This window comes from Streptomyces endophyticus (assembly GCF_035798155.1).
GTDB classification, from domain to species: Bacteria; Actinomycetota; Actinomycetes; order Streptomycetales; family Streptomycetaceae; genus Streptomyces; species Streptomyces endophyticus.
The window spans coordinates 23,523-48,326 of sequence record NZ_JAOZYC010000123.1; the positions used below are offsets into that span (position 1 = coordinate 23,523).

The window sequence follows — 24,804 nt, forward strand, 5'->3', positions numbered from 1 at the left end:
CTCACATCCGGAAGACGCCGAAGCCGCCGCGGGCGCCCTCGTACGGTGCGGTGTGGATCGCGGACAGGCAGATGCCGAGGACGGTCCGGGTGTCGCGGGGGTCGATGACCCCGTCGTCGTAGAGCCGCCCGGACAGGAACATCGGCAGCGACTCGGCCTCGATCTGCTGCTCGACCATGGCGCGGAGCCCGGCGTCGGCCTCTTCGTCGTACGGCTGCCCCTTCGCGGTGGCGGACTGCCTGGCCACGATCGAGAGCACGCCCGCGAGCTGCTGCGGCCCCATGACGGCGGACTTGGCGCTGGGCCAGGCGAAGAGGAAACGGGGGTCGTAGGCGCGCCCGCACATGCCGTAGTGCCCGGCGCCGTAGGAGGCGCCCATCAGCACGGAGAGGTGCGGAACGCGCGAATTGGAGACGGCATTGATCATCATCGAGCCGTGTTTGATGATGCCGCCCTGCTCGTACTCCTTGCCGACCATGTAGCCGGTGGTGTTGTGGAGGAAGAGCAGCGGGATGTCGCGCTGGTTGGCGAGCTGGATGAACTGCGCGGCCTTCTGCGACTCCTCGCTGAAGAGAACGCCCTGGGCGTTGGCGAGAATGCCGACGGGGTATCCGTGAAGCTCGGCCCAACCGGTGACGAGCGACGCCCCGTACAGCGGCTTGAACTCGTCGAAGTCCGAGCCGTCGACGATCCGGGCGATGACCTCGCGCGGGTCGAACGGCTCCTTCAGATCGTCGGGGACGATGCCGAGGAGTTCCTCGGGGTCGTACGTCGGCGGGGCCGCCGGGGCCGGATCGGCGTGCGCCTTGCGGTGGTTGAGGCGGGCGACGACACGGCGGGCCCGGCGGATCGCGTCCTGCTCGTCGAGCGCGAAGTAGTCGGCGAGCCCGGAGGTGCGGGCGTGCATCTCGGCGCCGCCCAGCGACTCGTCGTCGCTCTTCTCGCCCGTCGCCATCTTGACCAGCGGCGGTCCGCCGAGGAAGACCTTCGCCTTCTCCTTCACCATGATCACGTGATCGGACATGCCGGGGATGTACGCGCCTCCGGCGGTGGAGTTGCCGAAGACGACGGCGACGGTGGGGATCCCGGCGGCCGAGAGCCGCGTGATGTCGCGGAAGATCCCGCCGCCGGGGATGAAGATCTCCTTCTGGGAGGGGAGATCGGCGCCGCCGGACTCGACGAGCGAGATCGCCGGGAGCCGGTTGGCGTGGGCGATCTCGTTGGCCCGCAGCGCCTTCTTCAGGGACCACGGGTTGCTGGCGCCGCCGCGCACGGTCGGGTCGTTGGCGGTGATCAGGCACTCGACGCCCTCGACGACGCCGATGCCGGTGACGAGCGAGCCGCCGACGGCGTAGTCGCTGCCCCAGGCGGCGAGGGGAGAGAGTTCGAGGAACGGGGTGTCGGGGTCGACGAGCAGCTCGATGCGCTCACGGGCGAGCAACTTGCCGCGCTTCCGGTGCCGTTCGACGTACTTCTCGCCGCCGCCTGCGACGGCCTTCGCGTGCTCGGTGTCGAGCGCCGTGAGTTTGCCGAGGAGGGCGGTGCGCCGGCCGGCGTAGTCGTCGGACCGGGTGTCCAGGGCGCTGGCCAGGGCGGTCACAGCAGTGCCTCCGGTATGTCGAGGTGGCGGGAGCGGAGCCATTCGGCGAGGCCCTTGCCCTGCGGGTCGAACCGGTGTTGTGCGGCGACGCCGTCGCCGAGGATGCCGGTGAGGTGGAAGTTGAGTGCGCGGAGGTGGGGAAGCGGGTGCCTTGTTACGGGCAATGGGCTTGCGGTTGCGGGGCTCTGCCCCGAGCCCCGCTGGCTCTCGTCCCAGAGCGGGGCTTGATTTGTCTCCGGTACGAGTTCACGGAAGCGCTCCACCGTCAGCGTGTGGACCAGCCACCGCCACGCCGCATCGCTCTCCACCCACACCCCCACATTCGCGTCGCCCCCCTTGTCCCCGCTGCGCGCGCCCGCGACCAGGCCGAGGGGTGCGCGGCGCGTCGGGCCCGGTGGGAGGGGTGGCGGGAGAGGTGGGTCGGCCACCGCCGCCAGGGGGCGCGCGGGGCCCGACGGTGCGGGGATCCGCCGCCGCTCCCCGTCCGGCAGCACCGCGACGTGCGGCACCTCCTCGCGCTCCACGTACGCCGCCTCGAACACGCCGTACGGGGAGCCCTTGCCGGGCGGCGCCGTGACGTGGAAGCCGGGGTAGGAGGCGAGGGCCAGTTCCACCGCGGCGCCGCTCAGCGCCCGCCCGACGGCCTCCTGGTTCTGGTCGCGCACGACGAGGCGGAGCAGCGCGCTCGCCGTCTCCTCGGTGTCGGCGTCGGGCCTGTCGGTGCGGGACAGCTCCCAACGGACGTGCGCAGGGGCCGACTTGGCGCCCCGCAGCGCGTCCTCCAGCTGCTCCCGCACCAGCTCCGCCTTGGCCTCGATGTCCAGGCCGGTGAGCACGAAGACGACCTCGTTCCGGTACCCGCCGAGCCGGTTGAGCCCGACCTTGAGGGTGGGCGGTGGGGCCTCGCCGCGTACGCCGTGGATGCGCACGCGGTCGGGCCCGTCCGGTTCCAGGCGGACGGTGTCGAGGCGGGCGGTGACGTCGGGACCGGCGTACCGGGCGCCCCCGGTCTCGTACAGGAGCTGTTCGGTGACGGTGCCGAGTTCGACGAAGCCGCCGGTGCCGGGGTGTTTGGTGATGACGGCGGAGCCGTCCTCGTGGATCTCGGCGAGGGGGAAGCCGGGGCGGCCCAACTGCCCTGCGCGGTCGGCGAACCGGGAGTAGTTCCCGCCGGTCGCCTGCGTCCCGCATTCGAGGACATGCCCGGCGACGACGGCCCCCGCGAGCCGGTCGTAATCGTCCCCCGCCCAGCCGAAGTGCCAGGCGGCGGGCCCGGTCACCAGCGCGGCGTCGGTGACACGCCCGGTGACCACGATGTCGGCGCCCGCGTCGAGGCAGGCGGTGATGCCGGAGCCGCCGAGGTAGGCGTTGGCGGTGAGGGCGCCGGGGAACCGGCCGGTGCCGAGCAGGTCGTCGCCCTCGACGTGGGCGACCCGCGCGTCGACGCCGAGCCGCCCCGCCAACTCCCGTATCTCCACGGCGAGTCCGGCCGGGTTGAGCCCACCGGCGTTGGCCACGAGGCGTACGCCCCGCTCGACGGCGAGCCCGAGGCAGTCCTCCAACTGCCGCAGGAACGTGCGGGCATAGCCGCGGTTCGGGTCCTTCAGGCGGTCGCGGCCGAGGATCAGCATGGTCAGCTCGGCGAGGTAGTCGCCGGTGAGGACGTCGAGTTCGCCGCCGGTCAGCATCTCCTTCATGGCGTCGAACCGGTCGCCGTAGAAGCCGGAGGCGTTGCCGACCCTCAGCGGGGGCCTGCTCATCGGGCCTCCTTCGGCGCGCGGCCCTTCCCTGGTGGCCCGGCGAAGGCCTGCGCGATGTCGAGCCAGCGGTCGGCGTCGGGGCCCTCTGCGCGTACGTCGAGGTCGGCGCGGTGCGCGCGCTGGGTGACGAGGAGGCAGAAGCCGACGGCGGTACCAGTGACCCGCTGCGCGGCATCCTCGGGACCGTAGGCCCACAACTCGCCGCTCGGTGCCACGAGTTCGACGCGGAACTCGTCGTCCGGAGCGGTGACCCCGTGCACGTCGAAGGCGAACCTCCGGGCGCGTACGCCGATCCGGGCGACGTGCCGGAGCCGGTCGCTGGGCGCCCGTACGACACCGAGCGCGTCGGCCACGTCCTGACCGTGCGCCCACGTCTCCATCAGCCGGCCGGTCGCCATGGAGGCGGCGGACATCGGCGGCCCGTACCAGGGGAACCGGGTCTTGTCGGCCGCGGCGGCCCGCAGCACCTTCTGCAACCGCTCGCGCCCCTCCCGCCAGCCGGCGAGCAGCGCGGCCGGGCCCTGGCGGACGCCGTCCTCGGCGCCTTCGTCGACGAAGGACTCCGGCGCCGCGATCGCCTTCTGTACCTCGCCCGCGAAGGCGTCGGCGTCGCTCATGGCGAGCAGGGCGGCGCGGTCGGTCCAGGCGAGATGGGCGATCTGGTGGGCGACGGTCCAGCGGGGTGCGGGTGTCGGGGCGGCCCACTGTGCCGGGCTCAACTCCCGTACGAGCTGGTCGAGTTCCTCGCTCTCGTCCCGCAAGTCCTCGAACACGGCGGACGGTTCGGACACGGTGCGCTCCCCTCCGGGCACGGCGGTGTGCGGCGTGCTCGGAGCATGGCAGGGGGCCAAGAAACAAGCAAGCGTGCTTGCATGGAAATCGAGCCGATCGGCGCGCGCGAAATAGCCGTATGGCCGCCCGAGTTCAAGATCCCCCATGTCACGGGCCTGTCCCGGCGGTGACGGCGGAACAGTCGTGTGTAACAGGCATGTACAAGGCGGCGGTCGGGCGGAACGATCCGCGGCCCGGGCGGGTCCTGATGATCAGTAACCCGAACCGACTACGGGTTACCGACCTACGACTCAAGGACGAAAACCATGCGTGCTCGCAAGCTCACCCTCGCCGCCGTCGCCCTCGCCGCGGGCCTCTCGCTCACCGCCTGCCAGGGCAACGAGGACTCCGCCGCCGGCACGAACGACGACTCGTCCGCCGCCTCCTCGTCCTCGTCGTCCTCCGGCGGCGACTCCCAGGCCTCCGGCAAGAACGCCTCGGACACCGGCGAGAAGACGGCCGCGGCGGACGCCGCCGAGGGCACCGGCCACGGGCAGATCAACACCGGCCCGTGCAAGACGGCGAACCTGGCGTTCGGCTCGGCGCACGGCATGGGCGAGGGCACGCTCATAGTCAGCATGAAGAACACCGGCGACGCCTGCTCGCTCAAGGGCTTCCCGGGCGTCGACCTCCGCTCCGAGGAGGCCTCCGGGCCGCTGAGCGCCCACCGCAGCAACCTCGCGTCGCCGAGCGTCGTCCTGGGCAACGGCGAGACGACCCGCTTCACCGTCCACTACCCGCCGAACACCTCCGGCGGCTCCGGCGTGGACGTCACGTCCCTCGACATCACGCCCCCGAACGAGACCCACTCCACGAACCTGAAGGTCGGCATCAACCTCCCGGTCTCCCCCGACACGGAGCTCAAGGTCACCGTCGACCCGGTCGGCACCGGCAAGCAGTGACGGCGCCCGTCACTCGTGCAGGACGACGGCGGGGTCCTTCTTCCGCCCCACCTGCGTCCGCACCGCACCCATGCTCGCCGCGATCACCAGGGTGATGGCCAGGACCTCCGCCCAGGCCAGGTCCTGGCTCAGGACGAGGAAGCCGGAGAGCGCCGCGACCGCCGGTTCGAGGCTCATCATCACCGCGAACGTGGACGCGGGAAGGCGGCGCAGGGCGACGAGTTCGAGGGTGTACGGGAGGACCGAGGACATGACCGCGACGGCCGCGCCGAGGCCGAGGGTCACCGGGTCGATCAGCTTCGGGCCCGCCGTCGCGATGCCGAGCGGCAGACAGAGCACCGCCGCGACCACCATCGCGAGCGCGAGCCCGTCGGCCTGCGGGAAGCGGCGGCCCGTGCGGGCACTGAAGATGATGTACGTCGCCCAGCAGGCGCCGGCCGCGACCGCGAAGCCCACACCGGCCAGGTTCAGACTGCCGAGCCCGCCCCCCGCCCCGCCGAGCAGGAACACGCCGCACAGCGCGAGCCCCGCCCACAGGACGTTGACGAGGCGGCGGGAGGCGAAGACGGAGAGGGCGAGCGGTCCGAGCACCTCGAAGGTGACCGCGATGCCGAGCGGGATCCGGGCCGCGGCCTGGTAGAAGAGCAGGTTCATGCCGCCCATGGCGATGCCGAAGGCGAGGACCGTGCCCCAGTCGGCGCGCGAGTGGCCGCGCAGCTTGGGGCGGCAGACGACGAGCATGACCACGGCCGCCACGACGAGGCGGAGGGTGACGACGCCGATCGCTCCGGCGCGCGGCATCAGGCTCACCGCGAGCGCCGCGCCGAACTGCACCGAGATGCACCCCGCGAGGACGAGGCCGACCGGGCCCAGCGAGCCGCGGCGGCGCGACGGCTCCGCGCCCGTGCTCGCGGTCACGGCCGGGGCGACATCGTGCGCCACGGCCACGGGTTCGGTCTGCGGGCCGCTCACGGTCCACCCCTCTCTGAGTGCCATGCGATTCTCTGACGTGCACTGCGACGAGCAGTGCAATGTATTAGACGCTACAGGCCATCCTGATGAACGGGGAGGCCGAGGTAACGCTTCACGCTAGATCCGCCCGGCATGCCCCGTGAAATGCGCAATGCGCCCCCGTTATGCTCCACGCACATGACCAGGGAACCGGAGCTGCGCCACCTGCGCTGTTTCCTCGCGATCGCCGAGGAGCGCAGCGTCACCCGCGCCGCCGTCCGGCTGCGCCTCACCCAGCCCGTCGTCTCGCGCACGCTCGCGGCCCTGGAGGACGCGCTCGGCGTGCGGCTCGTCGACCGCTCCACCCACCACCTCGACCTCACCCCCGAGGGCCACTCGTTCCACGAGAAGGCGGCCGTCGCCGTCACCGCGTTCGAGGACGCGCTCGCCGCCGCCCGGACCCCGCACCGCCCGCTGCGCCTCGGCCACGCCTGGTCGGCCGCGGGCGCGTTCACCACACCGCTGCTGCGCCGCTGGCGCCAGGCCCACCCGGACGTACCGCTGGAACTGCTGCGCATCGACGACCGCACGGCGGGCCTCGCCCGCGGCGCCGTCGACCTCGCCGTGCTGCGCGGCCCGGTCGAGACGCCCGGCCTGATCACCGAGCTGCTGCACGAGGAGGCGCGGGTCGCCGCGGTGCCATCGGACGGCGCGCTCGCCCGCCGCCCGCGCCTGGCACTCGCCGATCTCAGCGGCCAGGTGATCGCCCTGAACACCGTCTCCGGCACGACCTCCCTCGCCCTGTGGCCACCCGCCGTCCGGCCCACCGCGAGCCTCACCGTCGCCAATACCGACGACTGGCTCGCCGCGATCGCCGCGGAACGGGCGGTGGGCGTGACCTCGGCGGCGACCGCGGACCTGCACCCGCACCCCGGCGTCAGCTACGTGCCCCTCACGGACGCCCCCGACCTCCCCGTCCTGCTGGCCCGCCGCCAGGGCCCCGGCCACCCGGCGGCCCTGGCCCTGATCGCACTGGCCCACGAGATCGCGGGCCCGTAGCCGCAACGGTGGGCGAGACGGGGCATCTCACCCACCGAACACCTTGCGGTCGGCGAAACCCCACCGGCTACCCTCCATTTCGTGGCTGAGATCCAGATTCCCGCTGACATCAAGCCCGCCGACGGACGTTTCGGCGCTGGCCCCTCCAAGGTGCGTACGGAGGCGTTGGACGCCCTGGCCGCCACCGGTACCTCCCTCATGGGCACCTCACACCGCCAGGCGCCCGTGAAGAACCTCGTCGGTCGCGTACGCGACGGCGTCAAGGACCTCTTCTCCCTCCCCGAGGGCTACGAGGTCATCCTCGGCAACGGCGGCTCCACCGCGTTCTGGGACGTGGCGACGCACGGCCTGATCGAGAACAAGTCGCAGCACCTGAACTTCGGCGAGTTCTCCTCCAAGTTCGCGAAGGCCTCGAAGCTCGCCCCCTGGCTGGCCGAGCCGACCGTCATCGCCTCCGACCCGGGCACGCACCCGGAGCCGGTCGCCGAGGCCGGTGTCGACGTCTACGGCCTGACCCACAACGAGACCTCGACCGGCGTCGCGGCGCCGATCAAGCGCGTGGCCGGTGCGGATTCCGGTTCGCTCGTCCTCGTGGACGCCACCTCCGGCGCCGGCGGCCTCCCCGTCGACGTCTCCGAGACCGACGTCTACTACTTCGCCCCGCAGAAGTCCTTCGCCTCCGACGGCGGCCTGTGGATCGGCATCTTCTCCCCCGCCGCGATCGAGCGCGCCGAGCGCATCCACGCGTCCGGCCGCCACGTCCCGGAGTTCTTCTCGCTGCCGACGGCGATCGACAACTCCCGCAAGAACCAGACGTACAACACCCCGGCGCTCTCCACGCTCTTCCTGCTCGCCGAGCAGCTGGACTGGATCAACGGCCAGGGCGGCCTCGCCTGGTCCACGGCCCGCACGAAGGACTCGTCCTCGCGTCTGTACTCGTGGGCCGAGGAGTCGAAGCACGCGACGCCGTTCGTCACCGACGCGGCGAAGCGCTCGCAGGTCATCGGCACGATCGACTTCGACGACAGCATCGACGCGGCGGCCGTCGCCAAGGTGCTGCGCGCCAACGGCATCGTCGACACGGAGCCCTACCGCAAGCTGGGCCGCAATCAGCTCCGCGTGGCGATGTTCCCGGCGATCGACCCGGCCGACGTCCAGGCACTCACCGCGTGCATCGACCACGTCATCGGCCAACTCTGACCCACCCGGCGTTACGGCCTCGGGGCTCCGCCCCGAACCCCGCGCCTCAATCGCCGGCGGGGCTTGATAATTCAAGCCCCGCCGGCGCTTGATTCATTCACCCCCGCGGCCGATTGAGCCGATCAGCCTCCGCGCCGGTTGAGCCATTTAAGCCCCTGCGGCGATTGAGCAGCGGGGTCCGGGGCGGAGCCCCGTGACCGCAACCACGGTGCCGGTCAACGGCTCAGCCGCTGGAACCGCCGGACGGCAAGCGGCACAAACACCACTGTAAGCACCACCGGCCACACCACAGCCATCAGTACCGCGTGCTGCTCAATCCACGATCCCCCCGCCCCGACCGGCGTCCCGAACAACTCCCGCGACGCCGCGACCGTCGAAGAGATCGGGTTCCACGCCGCGACCACCCCCAGCCAATCCGGCATCAGTTGCGGCGCGACGAAGATGCTGGAGATCATCGTCAGCGGGAAGGCGACCGCGAAAAGACCGCCCGCCGCCTCCGGGTTGGGAACCAGCAGACCGAGCCACACCCCCAGCCAGATCAGCGCGAACCGCAGCCACAGCAGCAGCGCGAACGCGGCAAGCCCGCCCACGACCCCGCCGTCCGGGCGCCAGCCGATCGCCAGGGCCGTCAGCATCAGGATCGCCAACTCCGCGCAGGCGACCAGCAGATCCGTCACCCCGCGCCCCGACACCACCGCCGACGGCGCCATCGGCATCGAGCGGAACCGGTCGATGACCCCCTTCTCCGCGTCGTGCACCACGAGCGTCGCCGTGTTGATGAAGCCGAACGCCATCGTCATCGCGAACATCCCCGGCATCAGGAAGTCCCGGTAGTCCCCACCGCCCGGCACCACCATCGCGCTGCCGAAGACATACCCGTACAGCAGCACCGACAGGATCGGGAAGCCCAACTGCCAGGCGATGTTGACCGGTTGACGCTGGTAGTGCGTGAGCCCCCTGCGCACCACGTTCCAACAGTCGGCCACCGCCCAGTACACAGCCGTACCGCCACTCATCACGCGGCCCTCCCCGTCAGCTGAAGAAACACATCGTCGAGGCTCGGCCTGCGCAGCCCTATGTCCTCGACCGCCACGCCCTCGTCCTGGAGCGCCCGCGCCGCGTCCGTGAGCGCGGCGACCCGGTCGTCCACCGGCGCGTGCACCCGCAGCGCCTCCTCGTCGACAACCGGTTCGACGCCGCTCCTGGCGAGGATCTTCGCGGCGCGCGGCAGATCGACCGACTCCGCCACCACGACCTCGACCCGGTCACCGCCGAAGGACCGCTTGAGCCCCTCGGGGGTGTCATCGGCGATGGCCCGCCCCTGGTCGATGACGGTGATCCGCGAGGCCAGCCTGTCGGCCTCCTCCAGATACTGGGTGGTCAACAGCACGGTCGTGCCCGCCGCCACCAACTCCCTGACGCTCTCCCAGACCTCGCCACGGCCCCGCGGGTCGAGCCCGGTCGTCGGTTCGTCCAGGAACAGCACGTCCGGGGTGAGGATCATGGACGCTGCCAGGTCGAGCCGGCGCCGCATGCCGCCGCTGTACTCGCCGACGCCCTTGTCGCCCGCGTCCGCGAGCCCGAACTGGCCGAGCAGTTCGGCCGCCCGCGCCCTCGCCCGGCGTCCGCCGAGGTGGAAGAGCCGACCGAACATCTCCAGGTTCTGCCGCCCCGTGAGCACCTCGTCCACCGCCGCGTACTGACCGGTGAGCCCGATACGGCGGCGCACCTCACGCGCCCGGGAGGCCACGTCCACCCCGCCGACCTCGGCCCGGCCCCCGTCGAACCTCAGCAACGTACTGAGCACGCGCACGGCGGTCGTCTTGCCCGCCCCGTTCGGCCCGAGCAGGCCGTGCACCGTGCCGCGCCGCACCGTCAGGTCGAACCCGTCGAGCGCGTGCTTGCTTCCGTACCGCTTCACGAGCCCCTCGGCCCGCACCGCGTCATCGCGATCCCCGTCGGTCACGGCTCCTCCTCCGCCCGTCGCCATCGGAATACCCACCCCTCCACAAACTGAGTACGCCGTACCCAAATCAGAGTACATCGTACTCAGTTTTTCGCCAGAGGTTTACGCTGAGCCTCATGACCAGCGGCACCCAGGGCACGAACAGCAGCGCCGAGACCTCCGGCAGCGGCGACATCCGGCGCAGCATGGAGTTGCTGTGGGGCACGGGGGCACGGCCGAGCCGGGGGCCGAAGCCCACGCTCTCGCTCGACCGGATCGTCGAGGCCGCGGTCGAGGTCGCGGACGCCGAGGGGATCGGCGCCGTCTCGATGCGCCGGCTCGCCACCGACCTGGGCACCGGCACCATGTCGCTGTACCGGTACGTGCCCGGCAAGGCCGAGCTGCTCGACCTGATGCTCGACCGGGTGCAGACCCCGCACGAGGACCCGGCCGCACTCGGCGACGGGACGTGGCGGGACGCCGTCGCCACGATGGCCCGCGAGACCCTCGCGCTCTACCGGCGCCACCCCTGGCTGCTCCAGGTCAACCAGGCCCGGCCCGTGCTCGGCCCCGGCGCCCTGTCCGCCATGGAGAAGATGATGGCCCTCATCAAGCCCATGGGCCTTGCCGATCCGGAGCTGCTCTCCGTCCTGATCATGGTCGACGGGTATGTGTCGGGGGTCGCCCGCACCCGCATCTACGAGGAGGAGGCGGAGACGACGTCGGGCATGACGGACGCCGCGTTCTGGGCGGCGCAGAGCCCCACCCTGGAGGCCGCGATGGCCAGTGGGCACTACCCCGTGATGGCGTCCCTGTCCGAGGACACGTTCGCCTCCGGCTTCGACCACTTCGAGTTCGGGCTCCAGCGGATCCTGGACGGGCTCGACGTTCTCGTCGCGGCGCGCGCCAAGAGGTGACAGAACGCCGGAGCGGTGCGTCCATGGACGTATGACGACAGACAAGCCCGATCCGAGCCCCGCGCTCGCCCCGTTCGTCAAGCAGTACGCCGTCCTGCTCACCACTCACAAGAAGGACGGCACCGGCGTCGGCACCCCCGTGAACATCGCGGTCGAGGGCGACCACGCGTACATCCGGACCTTCGGCAAGGCCTGGAAGGTCAAGCGGATGCGCAACAACCCGGAGGTCGAGTTCGCGCCGTCCACCGTGCGCGGCGCGCCCACCGGCCCACCGATCAAGGGGCGGGTCCGGCTGCTCGACCAGGGCAGCGACGAGGCCCGGCACGCGGCCTCGCTGATCCGCCGCAAGTACCCGGTCCTGCACGGCTTCACGGTGCCGCTCACCCACAAGGTGCGGCGAGACCGGACGCTGCACTACGAAGTGCGCGTGCTGGGCGAGTAGTTCAGCGGTTCTTCGGGCGGCGGAGCAGCCTTCCGATTCCGAACAGCAGGATGAGGACGACGCCGGCACCGACCGCGCCGGCCTTGCCGGTGAAGGCGCTGCCGCCGCCATCTCCGCCCGAACCACCCTGATCGGAGGGCGAGTTCGAGCCGTCGCCGGAATCACCCGCGCCCTCGACCTCCACGGGCTCCACCTCGCTGCCCCGCCCTTCACTCCCGTACAGCAGGGTCTTTCCGTCCGGGGTATACGTCACCGACTCGCCCTGCGGCTGCATCGGCACGCTCAACTGGCCCTGCCGCTCGGGCTTCCCGCCGTTCCACTTGTACGAGACGCCGCCGAAGTAGCCGCGTACGGCGAGCTGTTTCCCGTCGGGCGAGAACGCGCCGTCCGTCGCCCACAGGTCGATGTCGGCGATGCGCCGGAAGGTGTTGGTGGCGGAGGCGTTCAGCGTGGCCGGGCCCTCGTACAGGCCGCCGCCGTCGTCGCCCTTCTCCACGATGTACACGCGGCCCGTCTTCGGATGGACCATCATCGCCTCGGCGTTGCGCGGGCCGTCCGCGTACTTCACGTCGTACTGCGTGGCCCGCACCGTCTGGTCGGCGAGCTTCTTCGGCTCGGGCAGCTTGTAGATCCACACGTGGTCCCACTTGCCGCCGAGGTTGTCGCCGATGTCGCCCACGTAGATGTTCCCGTCGGGCCCGATCGAGATCGCCTCGACGTCGCGCGGGGAGCCGACGCCGGTCATCGTGATCGTGGCGACCGTCTTCCCGGTACGGCCGTCGATCGCGTACAGGAACGCGCCGTCGTCGCTGTCGTTGTGCGTCCAGTAGACGCCGGGGTGGGCGCGCGAGGCGGCCAGGCCGCTGGACTCGGTGATCCGCGGGTCCTGGATCGTGAACCCGTCGGAGCCGACGGAACGGGAGTCGGCGACCGCGGGACCGGAAGCCGTGCCGAGAAGGAGGACTGCGGCGACCCCGGCCGCCCCCACATACGCACGCATGCCCCAAGCTTGCCAGGCGTGTTGGGGCTCACACGCATGCACCCGGCGTGATCGACGATGATGAGCGGATGCTCAGGTTCATGCCGGTCGGCGACTCGATGACCATTGGGAGCGCCGGGGAGCACACCTGGCGCCTGCGGTTCTGGCAGCACCTGCGCGCCCATGCGATCCCGCACACACTGGTCGGCCCCCGCACCGCCCTGCACGGCGACAGCCACGCGTACGCGGACCCGGACTTCCCGCAGCACCACCTCGCCGGGTGGGGCGAGGGCTGGCAGCACATGGCGCCCGCGATCGCGGAGGCGGTGACCGCCGCCCGCGCGGACGTCCTCCTCGTCTCGCTCGGCCTGATCGACCTCGGCTTCTACACCGACGCCGAGCAGACGGCGGAGAACATGCGCCGCTTCGTCGCCGGGGCCCGCCGCGCGAACCCGGCCGTCCGCATGGTCCTGCTCCCCGTGATCCCCAACGTCCGGGCCGAGACGGACGCCCCCTTCGCGGCGGAGGTCGCCCACTTCAACACCCTCCTGGCGAAGGCGGTCGCGGACCTGGACGAGCCGCGCTCGCCGCTCCTGCTGGCGTCCGTCCCCGACTCGTACGACATCCACCACGACACGTACGACGGCACCCACCCCAACGCCTCCGGCGAGCACAAGCTGGCGTCGGCCTTCGCGGACGCGCTGCATCAGGCGTGGGGGATCGGCGGGCCCTACGAAGCGTTGGACCCGCGCACGCTTGCCTAGAGCGCACTCCAGGTCGTTGGCTGTACACCCATGAAGTACACGCAGCTCGGACGCACGGGACTCAAGGTCAGCCGACTCGTCCTCGGCACCATGAACTTCGGTCCGCAGACCGACGAGGCCGACAGCCACGCCATCATGGACGCGGCGCAGGCCAGCGGTATCAATTACTTCGACACCGCGAACGTCTATGGGTGGGGCGAGAACAAGGGCCGCACCGAGGAGATCATCGGCACCTGGTTCGCCAAGGGCGGCGAGCGGCGCGACAAGACCGTGCTCGCCACCAAGGTGTTCGGGAACATGGGCGGCGAAGGGCCGGTCTGGCCCAATCACGACCGGCTCAGCGCGGTGAACATCCGGCGCGCCGTCGATGCCAGCCTCAAGCGGCTGCAGACCGACTACATCGACGTCTACCAGTTCCACCACATCGACCGCCGCACTCCCTTCGAGGAGATCTGGCAGGCGATCGACGTGCTGATCCAACAGGGCAAGATCCTCTACGCCGGGTCCTCCAACTTCCCCGGCTACAAGATCGCCCAGGCCAATGAGCTGGCCAAGGCGCACGGCCGCGTCGGCCTCGTCAGCGAGCAGTGCCTCTACAACCTCGCCGAGCGCCGCGCCGAGATGGAGGTCATCCCGGCCGCGCAGGACTACGGCCTCGGCGTCATCCCGTGGTCCCCGCTGCACGGCGGCCTGCTCGGTGGCGTGCTCAAGAAGGAGAGCGAGGGCAAGCGCAGGTCGCAGGGCCGCTCCGCCTCCGCGCTCGAGAACACGAAGGTGCGTGAGCAGGTCCAGCGGTACGAGGATCTGCTGGACAAGCACGGGATCGAGCCCGGCGAGGCGGCGCTGGCCTGGCTGCTGACCCGGCCCGGCATCACGGGACCGATCGTCGGCCCGCGCACGCAGGAGCAGCTGGACTCGGCGCTGCGCGCGGTCGAGCTGGAGCTGAGCGAGGAGGTGCGGTCCGGCCTGGACGAGATCTTCCCGGGTCCGGGTCCGTCGCCGGAGGCCTTCGCCTGGTGACAGGCCCTGCCGGTACGCGGCGGCTGTCGGTCGACTACTGGCCGACGGCCGCCGCGACAGCCACGACGACGAACATCAGTACGAGCACACCGGCCATGATCCGGTTACGGGTCTTCGGGTCCACGTCAACGAGACTAACGCGTCCCCGCGAACAGCCATCCGGCGACCTTCTCGCGGCCCTCAAGCCCCGCCGGCTTTCAAGCCCCGCCGGCGATTGAGGCGCGGGGTCCGGGGCAGCGCCCCGAGACCGCAACGCCGGATGGGCCTGACGCCTCGGGGCTCCGCCCCGGACCCCGCTGGCTCTCGTCCCAGAGCGGGGCTTGATTTGGTCGCCCGCGGCTCACGCCGCCGCCGCCAGCTCACGCGGGACGAACTGCACGTGCCGTTCACCGCGCCGAAGATCCACCTTCAGGCGGAGGTTGGCCGCCCGCGCCAGCATCAGACCGACGCCGACCGCCGCCGCCGCACAGATCACCCCGGCGAGGGCAAAGCTGACCCGCACCCCGTACTCGTCGGCGAGCCAGCCGAAGAGCGGGCCGCCCAGTGGCGTACCGCCGGTGAACACCATCATGAACAGGGCCATCACACGGCCCCGCATCTCCGGGTCCGTGCCCATCTGGACCGTGGAGTTGGCGGTCACGTTGACCGTCAGGCCGAGGATGCCGAGCAGCACGATCAGCGGGGCGAACACCCAGACGTCCGGCGCCCACGCCGCCGCGACCTCCAGGACACCGAAGCCGATCGCCGCGCCGACCAGGACCCGCAGGCGGGTCGAGCGGCGCCGGGCCGCGAGCAGCGCGCCGGCCAGCGAGCCGATCGCCATGAGCGTGTTGAACAGGCCGTACTGGCCGACCCCGCCGTGGAACACGTCGTCCGCGTACGCGCTCAGCCAGATCGGGAAGTTGAAGCCGAAGGTGCCGACGAACCCGACGAGGACGATCGGCCAGATCAGCTCGGGGTGCTGCGACACATAGCGCAGCCCCTCCTTCAGCTGGCCCTTGCCGCGCGGGGAGCGCTTGGTCTCGTGCAGCTCGTGCGTGCGCATGAGCATGAGGCCGGTGAGCGGGGCGAGGAAGGACAGTCCGTTGGCGAGGAACGCCCAGCCGGGGCCGACGGCGGCGGTGAGCGCGGAGGCCACGGCCGGGCCGATGAGGCGGGCGGACTGGAAGTTGGCCGAGTTGAGGGAGACCGCGTTGCGGACCTGGTCGGGGCCGACCATCTCGGACACGAACGACTGCCGGGTCGGGTTGTCGACGACCGTGACGAGACCCGTGAAGAAGGCCGCGAGGTAGACGTGCCACACCTGGACGTTGCCCGTGAGGGTGAGCGCCGCGAGGAAGAGGCCGGAGAGGCTCATCGCGCCCTGCGTGCAGAACAGCAGGTTCCGCTTGGCGAACCGGTCGGCGATCACACCGCCGTACAGGCCGAAGAGCAGCATCGGGAGGAACTGCATGGCCGTCGTGATGCCGACGGCGGCGGAGGATCCCGTGAGGGAGAGCACCAGCCAGTCCTGGGTGATGCGGGCCATCCAGGTGCCGGTGTTGGAGACGACGGCCCCGGTCGCGAACAGCCGGTAGTTGCGTACCTTCAGGCTGGCGAACATCGAGGGCTTACGTGGGCGGGCGTTCGGGTTGTGGGCGGCTGGTGCGGGGGCGGAGTCTGCTCCGGATCCCGTACTCAAAGTGGGTTCGCCTCCTCGGCGGTCGTCCTGCGTCGTCGGCTCGGTCGTCGTACTCGGTCGTGCTTGTCGTGCTCAGAGGTGGGCGAGCTTCTCCAGGACGGGTGCGGCCTCGCGCAGCTTGGCCCAGTCGTCCTCGTCGAGCCCCTCGGCGAGGTTGGCCAGCCAGGCGTTCCGCTTGCGGCGGCTCTCCTTGAGCATGGCCTCGGCCTGCTCGGTGGAGGTGACGACCTTCTGCCGGCGGTCCTCGGGGTGAGGTTCCAGCCGGACCAGTCCCTTGGCCTCGAGGAGCGCGACGATTCTGGTCATCGACGGCGGCTGCACATGCTCCTTGCGGGCCAACTCACCCGGTGTCGCGGAGCCGCATCCGGCGAGGGTGCCGAGCACCGACATCTCGGTGGGACTCAGCGATTCGTCGACCCGCTGGTGCTTGAGCCGACGCGACAGGCGCATCACTGCGGAACGCAGGGAGTTCACGGCGGCTGCATCGCCGCCATGGGAGAGGTCTGGCATGTTCGTTAGCGTAACTCATTACTATGTCTAACTACTACCCGACGCACGGCACGCGTCCGTGATCCCCACCACCTCTTCACCTGCGCCAGGAGTGCAGAAAAGTTTCATCACCCATACGAGTGAGCCGGACGCGGAAAGTGACGCAACAGGTCGCGGAGCCCGGCGACCCTGTCCGTATGGGATCGACAGTGCTCAGTCTGCGGATCGACGGTGAGCTGCTCGACCGGCTCAAGGTGCATGCCGCGAAAAGAGGAATGAGCGTCCAGGACTATGTGGTCCGGACGCTCATTCGGGACGACTTCGACGAACGCTTCAAGACTGCCGTCGAGGAGACGGAGCGGTTCTACGGAGACGTGACTACGTAAGGCGCGACTACGTGAGGCCGAGTGCCGGCATCAGGTAGTAGAAGACGAACACGGCGGAGACGGCGTACATCGCGGCCGGCACCTCCTTGGCCCGGCCCGCGACCACGCGCAGCACGGTGAAGCTGATGAAGCCCATGCCGATGCCGTTCGTGATCGAGTACGTGAACGGCATCATCAGCATCGTGATGAACGCGGGGATGGCGATCGTCCAGTCGTTCCAGTCGATCTCACGGATTCCGCCGGCCAGGATCAGGAACCCGACCGCGACGAGCGCGGGCGTGGCCGCCTGGGACGGGACCATCGTGACGACCGGTGTGAGGAACAGCGCGACCGCGAAGAGCGCGCCGGTGACGACGTTGGCGAGGCCCGTACGGGCACCCTCGCCGACGCCGGCCGTGGACTCCACGAAGCAGGTGGTGGCCGAGGAGGACGAGGCGCCACCGGCGGCGACGGCGATGCCGTCGATGAACAGCACCTTGTTCATGCCGGGCATCTGACCGTGCTCGTCGGTCAGCTTGGCCTCGTCGCTGATGCCCATGATCGTGCCCATGGCGTCGAAGAAGCACGACAGCAGCACGGTGAAGACGAACAGGATGCCGGTCAGGACGCCGACCTTGTCGAAGCCGCCGAACAGGCTGACCTGCCCCACGAGCGAGAAGTCCGGGCTGGCGACCGGGTTGCCGGGCCAGGACGGCACGGTCAGGCCCCACGAGGCCGGGTCGATGTCCGCGACGGCGTTGATGATCAGCGCGACGACCGTCATGACGACGATCGCGAGCAGGATCGCGCCGGGCACCTTGCGCACGAGCAGGGCCAGGGTCAGCAGCACACCGAGCACGAAGACCAGGACCGGCCAGCCCATCAGGTGACCGCCGGTGCCGAGCTGCAGCGGCACCGTGGTCTGCGCGGCGTCCGGCATGCGCGTCACGAAGCCGGAGTCGACGAGGCCGATCAGCAGGATGAACAGGCCGATGCCGATCGCGATGCCCTTGCGCAGGCTGTACGGCACGGCGTTCATGACCCGCTCACGCAGGCCGGTGGCGACGAGCAGCATCACGACGAAGCCCGCGAGGACGACCATGCCCATCGCGTCGGGCCAGGACATGCGCGGCGCGAGCTGCAGGGCGACGACCGTGTTCACGCCGAGGCCCGCCGCGAGCGCGATCGGCACGTTGCCGATGACGCCCATGAGGAGCGTGGTGAACGCGGCGGTCAGCGCGGTCGCGGTGACCAGCTGGCCGTTGTCCAGCTGGTGCCCGTACATGTCCTTCGCGCCACCGAGGATGATCGGGTTCAGCACGATGATGTACGCCATCGCGAAGAACGTGGCGAGGCCGCCACGGATCTCACGCGGGATGGTCGAACCGCGCTCGGTGATCTTGAAGTAGCGGTCGAAGCCGTTCTTCGGGGCCGGCGGCGGCGAGTCGTTGACATCGACCGGGGCGGTGGCCGAAGTGGACATGGATGACCTCAGCGGTATTCAGCAGTGAAATGCGGGCGGGGTGCGTGATCGAGTCTGGTCGTCGTGTGGTCACCGACGGGTTTCCCCGAAGTTCCACTGGTGTTTCATACGAACAGAAGTCGCCATACTCAGGCTGTTTCAGTATGAACATATGAGGCCGAATTTGCTATCTCCGCGCGTAGACCCTTGCGGTGAGGGGCTTGTACCGGGTTGTCGTCGGGTCCTCGTAAACTGTGCGCATGGCGAAGTGGATCCCGAAGCACGAGGCACCGGAACCCCTTGAGGGGCCCGTGGTCGCCACCATCACGGGTGGCACGATCCTCTGGTTCGTCCTCTTCCTCGCACAGCTGCCGTTCTACGGGTGGTTCCAGGACCGCGGGATCACGTGGTGGGTGTGGTGCTGCCTGGCCGGTGCCGGGCTCGGCCTGATCGGGATCTGGTACGTCCGGGGGCGCGACGCCGCGCTCAAGCGGGCGGCCGCCGCGGCGGTCACGGACCGTGAGGTTTCCACACCCGAGGGGTAAACCCCCGAAATCGCCCGTACCGTCGTTTTCATGACGCACATCGACGCGGGAGCGGAGCTCGATCCGGGCGATCCGGGCGAACCCGTCGCCCCGACACCGATGCCGTCACGGGCGACCGGCCTCACGCGGGCCGAGGTCGCCGAGCGGGTCGCACGGGGCGAGGTCAACGACGTACCCGTGCGCAGCTCGCGGTCCGTGACGGAGATCGTGCGCGCCAACGTCTTCACCCGGTTCAACGCGATCATCGGTGTGCTCTGGGTGATCATGCTCTGCGTCGCGCCGATCCAGGACAGCCTCTTCGGGTTCGTGATCCTGGCCAACACCGGCATCGGCATCATCCAGGAGTGGCGGGCGAAGCAGACCCTGGACTCGCTCGCCGTGATCGGCGAGGCCCGGCCGACGGTGCGGCGCGACGGGAACGCCGTCGCCGTCCCCACCTCCGAGATCGTGCTCGGCGACCTCATCGAGATCGGCCCGGGCGACAAGATCGTCGTGGACGGTACCTGCGCGGAGGCCGACGGCCTGGAGATCGACGAGTCGCTGCTGACCGGCGAGGCCGACCCGGTCGTCAAACAGCCCGGCGACGAGGTCATGTCGGGCTCCTTCGTGGTCGCGGGCGGCGGCGCGTTCACCGCGACGAAGGTCGGGCGCGAGGCGTACGCGGCGCAGCTGGCCGAGGAGGCGAGCCGGTTCACACTCGTCCACTCCGAGCTGCGCTCCGGCATCTCCACGATCCTCAAGTACGTGCAGTGGATGATGATCCCGACCGCGCTCGGCCTGATCATCAGCCAGCTCGTGGTCAAGGACAACGACCTCAAGGACTCGATCGCGCGCACCGTCGGCGGCATCGTGCCGATGGTCCCCGAGGGCCTCGTCCTGCTCACCTCCGTCGCCTTCGCGATCGGGGTGATCCGGCTCGGCCGCCAGCAGTGCCTGGTGCAGGAGCTGCCCGCGATCGAGGGCCTGGCCCGCGTCGACACGGTCTGCCTCGACAAGACGGGCACGCTCACCGAGGGCGGCATGGACGTCCACGAGCTGCGGCTGCTCGGCGAAAGCGACGGCGAAAGCGAAAGCGACGAGGCCTACGTACGGAAGGTGCTCGGCGCTCTCGGCGAGTCCGATCCGCGGCCCAACGCCTCCCTCCAGGCGATCATCGACGCGTACCCGGACAGCGAGGACTGGCGCTGCACCGAGGCACTGCCGTTTTCCTCCGCGCGCAAGTACAGCGGCGCCGCCTTCAGCGAGGGCAACGGGACGGGCAGCGCGTGGCTGCTCGGGGCGCCGGACGTGCTGCTGCCCGCGGACGACCCGGCGCTCGCGGCGACCGAGGAGCTCAACCTGCGGGGGCTGCGGGTGCTGCTGCTCGCCCGCGCGCCCGAGGGTCTGGAGGGTCCGGGCGTCGTGGAGAGCGCCGAACCGACCGCCCTCGTCGTTCTCGAACAACGCCTCCGCCCCGACGCCGGGGACACGCTCCGCTACTTCGCCGAGCAGGACGTGCGGGCCAAGGTCATCTCCGGTGACAACGCGGTGTCGGTGGGCGCCGTCGCCGCGACGCTGGGGCTGGAGGGCCAGACCGTCGACGCCCGGGCGCTGCCCAAGGACCCGGAGGAGCTGGCCGACGCGCTCGACGACGGCACGGTGTTCGGCCGGGTGACGCCGCAGCAGAAGCGGGACATGGTGGGCGCGCTCCAGGCGCACGGGCACACGGTCGCGATGACCGGCGACGGCGTCAACGACGTGCTGGCGCTGAAGGACGCCGACATCGGGGTGTCCATGGGCTCGGGTTCCGAGGCCACCCGCGCGGTCGCCCAGATCGTGCTGCTCAACAACTCGTTCGCGACGCTGCCGTCAGTGGTCGCGGAGGGCCGCCGGGTCATCGGCAACATCACGCGCGTGGCCACCCTCTTCCTGGTGAAGACGGTCTACTCGGTGATCCTCGCGCTGCTCGTGGTCTGCTTCCAGGTGGAATACCCCTTCCTGCCACGGCACTTGACGCTCCTGTCGACCCTGACGATCGGTGTCCCGGCGTTCTTCCTGGCCCTCGCGCCCAACAAGGAGCGGGCCCGGCCGAATTTCGTCCGTCGGGTGATGCGGTACGCGATTCCCGGCGGGGCCGTCGCCGGGGTCGCCACGTTCGTGATGTATCTGATCGCCCGGCACTACTACGCGGGTTCGGGCGCGCTCGCCGCGGAGACCAGCTCGGCGACGCTGACGCTCTTCCTGATCTCGATGTGGGTGCTCGCGATCATCGCCCGGCCGTACACGTGGTGGCGGGTGGGGCTTGTCGCGGCGATGGCGTTCGGTTTCCTGCTGGTTCTTGTGGTGCCGTGGCTGCAGGAGTTCTTCGCGTTGAGGCTGGTGGGGTCGGTCATGCCGTGGACTGCCGTCGGGGTGGCGGGGGTTGCGGCGTGCGCGTTGGAGTTCGTGTGGCGGTGGGTGGGGCGCAGGTTTCCGGCATGACCAAACAAGCCCCGCTCTGGGACGAGAGCCAGCGGGGTCCGGGGCGGAGCCCCGGGGCGTAACGCCGTTGCCGCGTGTCTAGTCGAACCACCGGTCCCGCGCGAGCTCACCCGTACGGGACGGGTCCTCGATCAACGCCGCGACCTCGAACCGCCGGGGCCACTGACCCGCCGCCCACGCGAGACCCGCCGCGACGCCCTCCAACGTCGCCGCGTGCACCACCCCGTCGGCCGTCCGGCACCAGTCGACCTCGACGTCGGAGACGTACAGCTCCTCGTGCTCGACGTACGAGGCCGGGGTCGCGGACCCGAGCAGGACGCGCACGGATTCGGGCACGTCGTGCACGTCGCCGCCCTCGACCGCCCCCGTGTCCACGGCCTCGCTCAGGCGCCGCACCTGGAACAGCTCCGCGAGGTGCGCCGCCTTCGACGGGGTGACCGGGAGGAGCGCGCGGCCCTCGGTGAGCGGGATGAGGTCGGGCGCGTCGGCGACGAGTGCGTCACGGGCGTCGACGATCACGACCTCCCCGTCGCGTACGGCACGCAACTCGTCGGGCAGGGTGACCTGATCGGGGTCGAGGTCGGCCAACCTGCCGTAGAGAGCGTGGAGTTGCGTGGCTTCGACCGGGCGGTCGGGGTCGGCGAGGCGGTCGAGGAGTTCCGCGGCGCCACCGGGCTCGTCGAGCAGCGCGGCGACGGAGGTGCGGACGCCGAGGGCGCGCAGGACCTGCTCGTCGTCGAATCCGGCGGCGTCGGCGGGCTCGTACAGGCCGATGAGCAGCGGGTCCCCGCCCTCGGCGCGCAGACCGGCGGGCCGGCGCCCGCCGAGTACCGGGTTCCCGCGCAGCCACCAGGCCGTGTACGGGCGGACCAGCTCGTGGGTGCCGTCGGGCAGCAGCACGCGGACCGGCTGGGTGAGGGCGTCCCGCAGCGGCGGCCGCGAGAGCAGCTTGAGCGCCTGCGGCCAGCGGTCCTCGTCGACCAGGTCCAGGTCGCGTACGGCGATGAGTTCGGTGGCGACCGGCGGGACGGGGGTGTCGGGCAGCCGGTCGAGGGCGTCCTCGCACCACACGTCGACGGCGTCGAGGAGCCCGGCGTCGTCCGGCTCGGGGAAGTCGCCTTCGCGCGGGTCGAGTTCGTCGGGGTCGAGGACGATGTCGGTGGCGCGGACGAGCGCGAAGGTCGCGAGCACGCCGCACGCGGCGAGCGGCTGCTGCCCCCAGCGCTCGGCCAGCTCACCGTCCACGAAGGGCAGTTCGTCCTCGCGCAGCACCTCGGCGATCGGGCTGCCGGGGAGCAGCAGCTCGGCGGCCGGGGCGAGTTCGCCCTCGTCGTCGGGGAGGGCGAGCGCGCCGAGCCACGGTTCGTCGCCCACGTCGAGATGGGCGTCGCGTACGAGGGTGAGGACGACGTCGGCCAACTCGTCGGCGTCCAGCGTGGTGTCGTCGTCCCAGGCGGACGCCTCGTCGTCGAGTGACGCGGCGACCGCGGCGCGCACCTGCGGGGTCCGCAGGACGGCTCGCGCGGTGGCGGGCAGGGCGCCCAGCTTCTCCAGGAGCGGGTGCGCGGCGTCGGCGTGCGCGACCTTGAGGCCGAGCCGGCCGAGCGCCTCACCGGGGACCGCGGAGGCCTCCGCTGTGGGAAGCAGCACCTGGCGCGGGCCGATGGTGGTGCGGCCGCCGGCGAGCGGCACGGGCAGCCCGCTGAGCCGGTCCGGGTCGACGCCGGACAGCGACTCGTACAGCCGCCGCCACCAGCCGGGCTCCTTCTCGAGACCGGCCAGCCGGTCGACCGCCTCGGTCAGCGGGACCCGGGCGACGCCCAACGTCCGCAGTTCCACGCGCCGTTCGAGACCTGCGGGCAGCAGGCTGGGCAGCACGTCGGCGAGGACCCGCACGGTGTCGGCGCCCGCGCCCTCGACGACCTCGGCGTCCCGGGGCTTGAGCGCGGTGGGCCGGTCGTCGTCCTCCTCGTCACCCGGTTCGACCGCCGGGGGCAGGAACGCGGTGCGCGGCAGCCGCTCCAGGACGGCGGCGCGCAGGGCCCCGTCCAGCTCGCTCCTGCCGAGCGGCCCGGGCACGAGGTCGAGGATGCCGGGGCCCACCGGGCTCCAGCCGCCGAGCAGCTCCGCGTACGCGTCGGCGGCGCGCTCGGTGAGGAAGTCGGTGAGCGGCCCGGGGGCGACGTGCCGCCGCGCCGTGTCCAGCGGGAACGAGGCGATGAGCAGGGCGGGCACCCCGACGGCCTCGTCGCTGGGGGTGGGCGCGTACAGCACGGGTTCGCTGCGCGGCCTCAGCGGCGCCCCCTCGGCGTCGACCGGCACGGCCCAGGTCACGGCCCAGTGCGGCCGCAACCTCTCCTCTACGGGCCGGTCGGCCAGCAGCGAGGCATCGAGCGCACCGGTACGGGTGAGGATGCGGTATCGCGTGGCGGGGGCCGTCGTATCGGCGCGCGGCACCGTGGGCCGCCTTGCCCACCCTGCCGCCCCAGGCGGCAGATTGCCCAAGTCGGGACCGGCTGTATCAAGCCCCGCCGGCGATTGAGGCGCGGGGTCCGGGGCGGAGCCCCGTGGCGTCGACCCCGTGTCCGTGATCACCACGTAGGGCGCCTCGTCCGTGCGACGCAAGGTTCGCGTACCCGAATCCGTCGTGATCACGACCTCCGTCAACCCCGGCAGGGCAAGCAGAAGCGTGTCGTCCACCCCGTCGAGCAGCCGCACGGCAAGCGCCTCCGCCGCCGCATCCCGCAACGGAAGGATGACCACCGTGTCGTACGGATCCGGCGCGGAGCCCTCCGCCGCGAACGGCAGCCTCAGAAGCGGCACGTGCCCGTCCCGGCGGCGCAGCTCGTCGCCGAGGTCGGGGCTGCGCAGCGCCGTGTCCGACGCGGCGAGCCGCGCGTCCGTCAGGGACCAGCGCACACCCCCGCTCCGGCCGACCACCGCGGGCTCGTCGGAGACGGAGAGCACGGCCGCGAAGCCGACACCGAACCGGCCCACCGCGCCGCTCGTGTCCTCCCGCTTCGCGGAGGCCCGCAGCGTGGACAGCGACTCGACGCCGGCCGCGTCCAGCGGGGCGCCGGTGTTGGCGGCGGCGAGCACGCCGTCCTTCAAGGTGAGTGCGAGGCGGCCCTCGACACCGGCCCGTGCGGCGGCGTCCGCCGCGTTCTGGGCGAGTTCGACGACGAGGCGGTCGCGGTAGCCGCCGAGCGCGAGGTCCTCCTCGGCGTTGGCGTCCTCCCGGAAACGGGCGGCGCTGCCGGCCCATGCTTGGAGCACGGTGTGGCGCAGCCGTGCGGTGCCGAACGGGTCGACGCCCTCCGGTGCAGGTCTGCTGACGCTCACGGGTGACTCCTCTGGGCGGGGTGGGTCGTGATCGGCCGAACCGTATCGCGCAGAGTTCCCCGTGCCACCGGCAGCATGCGGCCGCACCGG

At 71.1% G+C, this 24,804-nt stretch carries 21 protein-coding genes; 10 read left to right on the top strand and 11 right to left on the bottom strand.

The genetic code is table 11. The annotated features are described in order from the left end of the window. Position 1 precedes the first annotated feature (1 nt). Genes OKJ99_RS20060 through OKJ99_RS20070 form a run of 3 tightly spaced genes read right to left on the bottom strand, consistent with a single transcriptional unit; the run spans position 2 to position 4,151 of the window. Positions 2 to 1,600 (bottom strand): acyl-CoA carboxylase subunit beta, encoded by a 1,599-nt coding sequence (locus OKJ99_RS20060; protein WP_326018209.1) that lies wholly within the window; start codon positions 1,598 to 1,600, stop codon positions 2 to 4. Further along, positions 1,597 to 3,360: an acyclic terpene utilization AtuA family protein gene (locus OKJ99_RS20065; RefSeq protein ID WP_326018211.1), complete on the bottom strand. Its 1,764-nt coding sequence runs from the start codon at positions 3,358 to 3,360 to the stop codon at positions 1,597 to 1,599. Before OKJ99_RS20065 ends, OKJ99_RS20060 begins: the two co-directional genes overlap by 4 nt. After that, complete coding sequence (locus tag OKJ99_RS20070) at positions 3,357 to 4,151, bottom strand: TIGR03084 family metal-binding protein (RefSeq protein ID WP_326018213.1); 795 nt, start codon at positions 4,149 to 4,151, stop codon at positions 3,357 to 3,359. The genes OKJ99_RS20065 and OKJ99_RS20070 overlap by 4 nt, the downstream gene beginning before the upstream one ends. 306 nt (positions 4,152 to 4,457) lie before the next feature. On the opposite strand from OKJ99_RS20070, the gene OKJ99_RS20075 reads away from it, so the two are divergent. Further along, a complete protein-coding gene (locus OKJ99_RS20075) occupies positions 4,458 to 5,093 on the top strand; it encodes a DUF4232 domain-containing protein (protein ID WP_326018215.1) in 636 nt (211 codons plus the stop codon). Positions 5,094 to 5,102: 9 nt separating this feature from the next. Here the strand turns inward: OKJ99_RS20075 and OKJ99_RS20080 are convergent, their stop codons facing one another. Next, a complete protein-coding gene (locus OKJ99_RS20080) occupies positions 5,103 to 6,065 on the bottom strand; it encodes an EamA family transporter (RefSeq protein ID WP_407700726.1) in 963 nt (320 codons plus the stop codon). A 177-nt stretch (positions 6,066 to 6,242) separates the two neighbouring features. On the opposite strand from OKJ99_RS20080, the gene OKJ99_RS20085 reads away from it, so the two are divergent. Next, on the top strand, positions 6,243 to 7,103 hold the full coding sequence (locus OKJ99_RS20085; protein ID WP_326018217.1) for a LysR family transcriptional regulator: 861 nt from the start codon (positions 6,243 to 6,245) through the stop codon (positions 7,101 to 7,103). An 81-nt stretch (positions 7,104 to 7,184) separates the two neighbouring features. Further along, a complete protein-coding gene (gene serC, locus OKJ99_RS20090) occupies positions 7,185 to 8,303 on the top strand; it encodes a phosphoserine transaminase (protein ID WP_326018219.1) in 1,119 nt (372 codons plus the stop codon). Positions 8,304 to 8,518: 215 nt separating this feature from the next. Here serC and OKJ99_RS20095 read toward each other — a convergent pair whose 3' ends face one another. Continuing rightward, a complete protein-coding gene (locus tag OKJ99_RS20095) occupies positions 8,519 to 9,319 on the bottom strand; it encodes an ABC transporter permease (RefSeq protein ID WP_326018221.1) in 801 nt (266 codons plus the stop codon). Next, complete coding sequence (locus OKJ99_RS20100; protein WP_407700727.1) at positions 9,319 to 10,293, bottom strand: ATP-binding cassette domain-containing protein; 975 nt, start codon at positions 10,291 to 10,293, stop codon at positions 9,319 to 9,321. Before OKJ99_RS20100 ends, OKJ99_RS20095 begins: the two co-directional genes overlap by 1 nt. A gap of 92 nt (positions 10,294 to 10,385) precedes the next feature. Here OKJ99_RS20100 and OKJ99_RS20105 point away from each other — a divergent pair, with 92 nt between their 5' ends. Next, a complete protein-coding gene (locus OKJ99_RS20105) occupies positions 10,386 to 11,165 on the top strand; it encodes a TetR/AcrR family transcriptional regulator (protein ID WP_326018224.1) in 780 nt (259 codons plus the stop codon). 31 nt (positions 11,166 to 11,196) lie between these two features. After that, a complete protein-coding gene (locus OKJ99_RS20110) occupies positions 11,197 to 11,607 on the top strand; it encodes a PPOX class F420-dependent oxidoreductase (RefSeq protein WP_326018227.1) in 411 nt (136 codons plus the stop codon). A 1-nt stretch (position 11,608) separates the two neighbouring features. Here OKJ99_RS20110 and OKJ99_RS20115 read toward each other — a convergent pair whose 3' ends face one another. After that, entirely contained in the window at positions 11,609 to 12,607 is a 999-nt protein-coding gene (locus OKJ99_RS20115) for a lactonase family protein (protein WP_326018229.1), read from the bottom strand. Positions 12,608 to 12,675: 68 nt separating this feature from the next. On the opposite strand from OKJ99_RS20115, the gene OKJ99_RS20120 reads away from it, so the two are divergent. Together OKJ99_RS20120 and OKJ99_RS20125 are read left to right on the top strand one after the other, a co-directional pair. Further along, on the top strand, positions 12,676 to 13,350 hold the full coding sequence (locus OKJ99_RS20120; protein WP_326018317.1) for an SGNH/GDSL hydrolase family protein: 675 nt from the start codon (positions 12,676 to 12,678) through the stop codon (positions 13,348 to 13,350). 30 nt (positions 13,351 to 13,380) lie between these two features. Next, positions 13,381 to 14,370: an aldo/keto reductase gene (locus OKJ99_RS20125; protein ID WP_326018231.1), complete on the top strand. Its 990-nt coding sequence runs from the start codon at positions 13,381 to 13,383 to the stop codon at positions 14,368 to 14,370. Positions 14,371 to 14,710: 340 nt separating this feature from the next. On the opposite strand, the gene OKJ99_RS20130 is transcribed toward OKJ99_RS20125, so the two are convergent. Together OKJ99_RS20130 and OKJ99_RS20135 are read right to left on the bottom strand one after the other, a co-directional pair. Further along, positions 14,711 to 16,051, bottom strand: coding sequence for an MFS transporter (locus OKJ99_RS20130; RefSeq protein WP_326018232.1), 1,341 nt, complete (start codon positions 16,049 to 16,051; stop codon positions 14,711 to 14,713). A 72-nt stretch (positions 16,052 to 16,123) separates the two neighbouring features. Next, a complete protein-coding gene (locus OKJ99_RS20135) occupies positions 16,124 to 16,561 on the bottom strand; it encodes a MarR family winged helix-turn-helix transcriptional regulator (RefSeq protein WP_326018234.1) in 438 nt (145 codons plus the stop codon). Positions 16,562 to 16,737: 176 nt separating this feature from the next. On the opposite strand from OKJ99_RS20135, the gene OKJ99_RS20140 reads away from it, so the two are divergent. Further along, positions 16,738 to 16,926: a ribbon-helix-helix protein, CopG family gene (locus tag OKJ99_RS20140; protein ID WP_266712647.1), complete on the top strand. Its 189-nt coding sequence runs from the start codon at positions 16,738 to 16,740 to the stop codon at positions 16,924 to 16,926. A 7-nt stretch (positions 16,927 to 16,933) separates the two neighbouring features. Here OKJ99_RS20140 and OKJ99_RS20145 read toward each other — a convergent pair whose 3' ends face one another. Next, positions 16,934 to 18,388 (bottom strand): NCS2 family permease, encoded by a 1,455-nt coding sequence (locus OKJ99_RS20145; RefSeq protein WP_326018238.1) that lies wholly within the window; start codon positions 18,386 to 18,388, stop codon positions 16,934 to 16,936. A 239-nt stretch (positions 18,389 to 18,627) separates the two neighbouring features. Between OKJ99_RS20145 and OKJ99_RS20150 the strand changes: the two genes are divergently transcribed. Both OKJ99_RS20150 and OKJ99_RS20155 read left to right on the top strand, forming a co-directional pair. After that, complete coding sequence (locus OKJ99_RS20150; protein ID WP_326018240.1) at positions 18,628 to 18,912, top strand: DUF2530 domain-containing protein; 285 nt, start codon at positions 18,628 to 18,630, stop codon at positions 18,910 to 18,912. A gap of 30 nt (positions 18,913 to 18,942) precedes the next feature. Further along, positions 18,943 to 21,372: a cation-translocating P-type ATPase gene (locus OKJ99_RS20155; RefSeq protein ID WP_326018241.1), complete on the top strand. Its 2,430-nt coding sequence runs from the start codon at positions 18,943 to 18,945 to the stop codon at positions 21,370 to 21,372. A 78-nt stretch (positions 21,373 to 21,450) separates the two neighbouring features. Here the strand turns inward: OKJ99_RS20155 and OKJ99_RS20160 are convergent, their stop codons facing one another. Beyond that, positions 21,451 to 24,714, bottom strand: coding sequence for a sacsin N-terminal ATP-binding-like domain-containing protein (locus tag OKJ99_RS20160; RefSeq protein WP_326018242.1), 3,264 nt, complete (start codon positions 24,712 to 24,714; stop codon positions 21,451 to 21,453). Positions 24,715 to 24,804: the final 90 nt, after the last annotated feature.